The organism is Pseudomonas rossensis, from assembly GCF_039888995.1.
GTDB classification, from domain to species: domain Bacteria; phylum Pseudomonadota; class Gammaproteobacteria; order Pseudomonadales; family Pseudomonadaceae; genus Aquipseudomonas; species Aquipseudomonas rossensis.
Genome location: NZ_JBBWCB010000229.1, coordinates 1 through 5,298 on the forward strand (window position 1 = coordinate 1; position 5,298 = coordinate 5,298).

General features: G+C 56.1%; 5 protein-coding genes. 2 read left to right on the plus strand and 3 right to left on the minus strand.

Annotated features, from left to right (window positions below; genetic code table 11):
* Both WLY71_RS29495 and WLY71_RS29500 read left to right on the plus strand, forming a co-directional pair.
* Positions 1-250, plus strand: a 250-nt coding sequence (locus WLY71_RS29495; protein WP_347806382.1) for a hypothetical protein, incomplete at its 5' end; no start/stop codon positions are given.
* Between the two features lie 167 nt (positions 251-417).
* Positions 418-3,135: an autotransporter outer membrane beta-barrel domain-containing protein gene (locus WLY71_RS29500; RefSeq protein WP_347806383.1), complete on the plus strand. Its 2,718-nt coding sequence runs from the start codon at positions 418-420 to the stop codon at positions 3,133-3,135.
* A gap of 86 nt (positions 3,136-3,221) precedes the next feature.
* On the opposite strand, the gene WLY71_RS29505 is transcribed toward WLY71_RS29500, so the two are convergent.
* The 3 genes from WLY71_RS29505 to WLY71_RS29515 all read right to left on the minus strand — a co-directional run.
* Positions 3,222-3,830: a LysE family translocator gene (locus tag WLY71_RS29505; RefSeq protein ID WP_347806384.1), complete on the minus strand. Its 609-nt coding sequence runs from the start codon at positions 3,828-3,830 to the stop codon at positions 3,222-3,224.
* A gap of 51 nt (positions 3,831-3,881) precedes the next feature.
* Positions 3,882-4,721, minus strand: a complete 840-nt coding sequence (locus WLY71_RS29510) for an AraC family transcriptional regulator (protein ID WP_347806385.1) — start codon at positions 4,719-4,721, stop codon at positions 3,882-3,884.
* A gap of 76 nt (positions 4,722-4,797) precedes the next feature.
* The coding region (locus WLY71_RS29515) for a DUF1345 domain-containing protein (RefSeq protein WP_347806386.1) at positions 4,798-5,298 on the minus strand (501 nt) is incomplete at its 5' end.

The following is a 5,298-nucleotide window of genomic DNA, read 5'->3' on the forward strand; positions in this document are numbered from 1 at the left end:
CGGTACAGCTGATAAGTTTAAACTGAATCAGCCGGTACAAGGTGCAGTAGCATTCGGCAAGTATTGGTACGAAACAGATATTGGTGGTGTTCAGACCTCGGAGCCGGTGGTCAAGTCGTTTGCATTAATACAAGTTTCGATTACTGTGACCGATTGCCTGCACCTGCACCGTAACAAAAGCAAGGGTCGAATCTGTCAGGGGAGAGTGATCTCCCTTGGCAGATGTCGTTATGTGTCGCAGCGACATTAGCGAATTAACGCACAACAGCGCTCGGATTTTCCGCTTTGCATGCAGGATTATTCCTACATTCAGGGTGGGGCTCGGTAACTATTCTGTCGGACGCTTTCTGGGGGGAGATCTTTATATCCTGTCGGAGAAGTCATTTTTGCGGTGTCGTCTTTTGTCAGGTAAACCCAATGTCTCGTATTTCGTGTTCGGTTCGCGGTGGCGCAGCCGCTTGTTTACTCAGTTCCGTAGTTTTAGTTTCTTCCAATGCTTTCGCTGCAATACTTCCACCCGGTAACAGCGCCATAGTCAACAATGCATCTCCCCTTGAGAACTGGGGTGTTTCCAATGGCGGAACGCTTACCATCGATGGGGGGCAGGCTCTTACAATCAGCGCACAACGTGCAAATGTCGTTTTCAATGGTGGCCAGAGCCTTCGCATAGATGCCAATACCTCGGCCTTGAATCTCTCGAGGGCTACAGTCGACAGCGCTGCCGGAAGGGGGGCAATTCAGCTGATCGATAGTTCTGCCACTATCGACTTCAGCACGATCACCAGCACCAATAGTTTTGGGCTTTTGTTAGGACGCAACATCAACACCCCTGCCTCATCAAGCGCCACGGTCACCGGTGGAAGTGTAATCACCGGTGCTCCAGGCGGCGTCAATGCCGTTGGTTTTGCGGTGTTGAAGATTGAAAACTCCACAGTCCGCGGCACAGGAGCAACCAGCTATGGCGTTCAGTTAGGCGGGGCAACGCTTTCCTCGACGGGCAGCACCATTTCCGGCGTGCAAGATGGCTTGCAAATCATTACCGACAATACCGGTGTCAACGCCAGCACGGTAACACTCAACAATACCCGCGTGACGGGCGGAACGGGTTCGGCAATCGTTCTGGGTTCGTCCGGGGCCGCCGGCGCAGTCGCCAACATCAATGTTCTCGGCAGCACTGAACTGATTGGCGGCAACGGTACGTTGTTGCAAGCGACAAATCGTTCTACTGCCAATCTTACCGTCGACGCCAGTGCCTTGAAGGGTAATGTGATTGTCGACACCGGCAGTACCGTCGCGCTGTCGATGCAAAACGCAGCGTCTATCGAAGGCAATCTTCAAAACGTTACGCGGGTAAATCTCGATTCCCGCAGCGTACTGAACGGCAATGTGCTGGCAGTTGCAGGCACGGGTGCCACGGTCGACCTGAACCACGGCTCTGCGATCAACGGCAATGTCGAAAATGTCGCCAGCCTGTCGCTGAACAATGCGAGCAGCATGACTGGGGATGTAAATACGGATACCGGCAGCTCGTGGGTAAATCTCGACTCCCACAGCATATTGAACGGCAATGTGCTGGCAGTTGCAGGCACGGGTGCCACGGTCAACCTGAACAACGGCTCTACGATCAACGGCAATGTTGAAAATGTCGCCAGCCTGTCGCTGAACAATGCGAGCAGCATGACCGGGGACGTCAACACGGATACCAATGGCAGCGTGCTGCTGGACAACAGTTCGGTACTGACCGGCCAGATCAACAATTCCGGCAACCTCAATATCAACAACGCAGCGCAGTGGGTGATGACCGGCGACAGTAACGTGCAACGACTTGCCCTGAATGACGGCGTGGTTCGCATGGGTACCAACGAGCAGTTCCAGCAACTGAACGTGGGTGATCTTTCCGGTAAGGGTACGTTTGTGATGGGCAGCGATCTGGGCAACGGTGACACCGATTTCCTGAACGTCACCGGCAACGCGAGCGGGCAACATCAACTGCAGATCACCGCTACCGGTACGACACCTGTCACGGCCGAAGCGGTGAAGGTCGGTAATATCGCCGCTGGCGACGCGAGCTTCTCGCTGGGCGGTCGTGAAACCGTGGACGCAGGTACGTTTGTGTACCGATTGGCCAAGGAAGGTCAGGGTTTGTACCTGAACCCGGACAAGGAAACCGTCAGTACTTCAAGTAATACTGCGTTGGCCCTGGCCGGGAGTGCGCGCAGTGTGCTGAATGCTGAAGGGGCCATGCTCAGCGACCAATTGGGAGACCGAAGCCTGAGCGTCCGACCGGAAGCATCGATGCGCTCGATGAACGACAGCTCGGTGAAAAACCTCAGCAACAGTGTCTGGGTTCGCACTTATGGCAACCAGTACAACGTTGGTAACGCCTATGGTGATGGCTACACCCAGAATCAGACCGGAATTACTGGTGGTGCCGACACAACAGTGGATCTTGTTGGCAGGTCGTGGGTGCTGGGCGGATTTGTCGGAACAAGCCATACCAAAATGGATCTCAAATACGGCTCCAGCGCCACTGTCGACAGCCTGAATGCCGGTGTTTACGGCAGCACGTTCGATGTTGAAAGCGGTGTATTCGTCAATCTCATGGCCAAAATCAACCAGTTCGACAACAAAGCCAAAGTGACCATGAGTGATGGCACCCGGGCCAAGGGTGACTACAAGGCCTTGGGCGCCAGTGGATCGGTGGCCGTAGGCAAGCATATCCGTCTCAAGGATGATTATTTTGTCGAGCCTCAAGTACAGGTCTCGACGGGGGTCATCCAAAGCGAGAGCTACAGGCTCGACAATGGTCTCGAAGTCAAAGCCGATACCATGCGTTCCTTTCAAGGCAAGGTGGGTGTTCGTGGTGGGCGTGTCATCACTCTCGACAACGGCAGCCTGCTGGAGCCGAGCCTGTCCACAGCGGTCAATCATGAGTTTGTGAAAACCAACGAGGTCAAGATCAACGACGACAGCTTCGATGATGATCGCGCCAGCAGCTCTATCGAATATGGCGCCGGCTTGAAGTGGACACCGGCGCAACGCAACTGGCAGGTTTCCGGCCAGGTGGGTGGCAGCAAAGGTACAACGGTTAGTCAGGATTGGAGCGGTAGCTTGAGGCTGAGTTACTTCTTCTAATAGAGGGAGTGTCTTGCGGTCATTCAACACAAAAATGCCCCGAATGTTTCGGGGCATTTTTGTACCTGTTGTGCTGACGCAGTGCGTCAAGTCAACGTGAGCCAGGCAGAACCCAGTAGCAGCAGTGCCATTGCCTGATTAAAACGCTGGATGGCTTTTGCCGAGCCAAGCCATCTGGTTGCTCCCTTTCCCAACAATGCCCAAACACCCAGACACGGCAGCGAGACCAGGAAAAATGCCAGCGACAGGCAGACAATTTGCAACTGTCGATTATCGCCGGATCCGGCAAATACACCGACCACGGCAAAGGCCATCATCCAGGTCTTGGGATTGACCAGTTGTAAGCCAGCGGCCGCCCATAATCCAAACCTTTGCTTGTGTCCTTCATCAACATCGAAGGTCGTGACCGGTGTATGGAATATTTGCCAGGCTAAATAGCTAAGCCAGGCGATTCCGCTCCATTTCATCAGCGATTGCACCCGTGGTAGTCCGGCAAGTGACTGACCAACACCGCTGCCTACTAACAACACAATCAATGCCGCACTGGCGCAGGCGCCAAAAATGATCGGCAATGCGGCTTTGAAACCGTACCTCGCGCTATTACTCAGCACCAGAATATTGGTCGGCCCCGGCGTGATGGAGGCGACGAAAGCGAACAGCAAAAATGGCAACAGCGTTGGAAAGGTGGACAACATGGCATCGGACTCCTTGAATGATCTCAGGAGCCGATCCTCACAAAGTCCGGGTCATGCGTCTGGAAGATTTGAGCAGCGCTTGCGATACAGCGCCGGCGTCAAACCATAAGCGCGGACGAACCAGCGCCCTAGATGACTCTGATCGGCAAACCCCAGTTCCATCGCCACCGTCGCCGGTTGCTCGCCACGGGCCAGCTTTCGCCGGGCGGTCGCCAGGCGCAATTGCACGAGGTAGGCGTGGGGTGCCATGCCATAAGCGGCCTTGAAGGCGCGGGTCAGGCGGAAGCGGTCAACGCCTGTTGCGACAGCCAGTTGGTCGAGGCCGATGTCGTATTGAGCGTTGGCGTGCAGGTACTCCCGTGCCTTCTGCGCCACCAGCGGCAGGCGCGGATCCTCGCCATACCGGGCGCGCCAGTGCAGATGACTGGTCAGGCGTTCGAGCAAACCGTCGAGGGCGGTCTGGCGGACGATTTTCAGCTCACCGTGATGCAGGGTTTGAAACGCCAGGCTGGTGGCGTGGGCGAGCCGCGAGTCGCTGGCCAGGGTGTTGGCGAAACTCAATTGACTGTTGTCGGGGGCATTTTCGAAGACTGCACTGAGTTCACGTTTCAGCCACTGCGGGTCGAGGTACAGCATGCGGTAGGTGAAACCGTCTTCGGTCGGCGCTTCACCGTCGTGGATGTCACCCGGCTCGAGCAGAAACACCTTGCCCGGCGTGCTTTGGTGCTTTGCTCGCCGACAGTGAAACTGCTGAACCCCTTGTTCGGTGACGCCCACCAGATAGCTGTCATGCCAGTGCGGGTCGTAGGCATGTCCTTCGAAATGCGCGCGCAGGGTCTCGATGCCGGTGTCGGCGTCCTGGGCCAGGTCGATCCAGTTGTGAGTCGTCATGCTGCACCTGTGAGACGGTTAGCCGACTTATTTAACGCCTGCGCCGAGGGCGATGACTAGAACGTTTGTGCAGGGATCAGTTGAACAGTCCCGCCGCGATGTTGATCGAGAACCCGAGAATGGCCGTGTTGAACAGAAAGCCGATCAGCGACTGCGCCAGGACAATCTTGCGCAAATCCCGAGTTGCCACGCCGACATCGGACGTCTGTACCGCCGCACTGATGGTGAACGAGAAATACAGAAAGTCCCAGTAATTGGGGGTTTCCAGCCCTTCTGCAAAGCGCAGCGCCAAGTCCTTACCGTCCCAGGTGTAGAACAGACGGGCGTAGTGCACGCTGAAAATCACCCCGATCAGCAGCCATGAACCGATCACGGTCAATGCAGTAAAGCCGTAGTGCAACAGTTTGCGGGTCGTTTCCAGGTCCCTGCTGCCGGCCAGTTCAAAGGCGATGGTCGCCAGGCTCGCCACCGCGGCGATGCATACAACAAACAGCACCACCCCGGCGTTTTCGTCTTCGACCTCGGCAATGCGCTGCACGTCCGGCGCTTTGGCGCGCGCGGTGAGCCAGAGCATCAG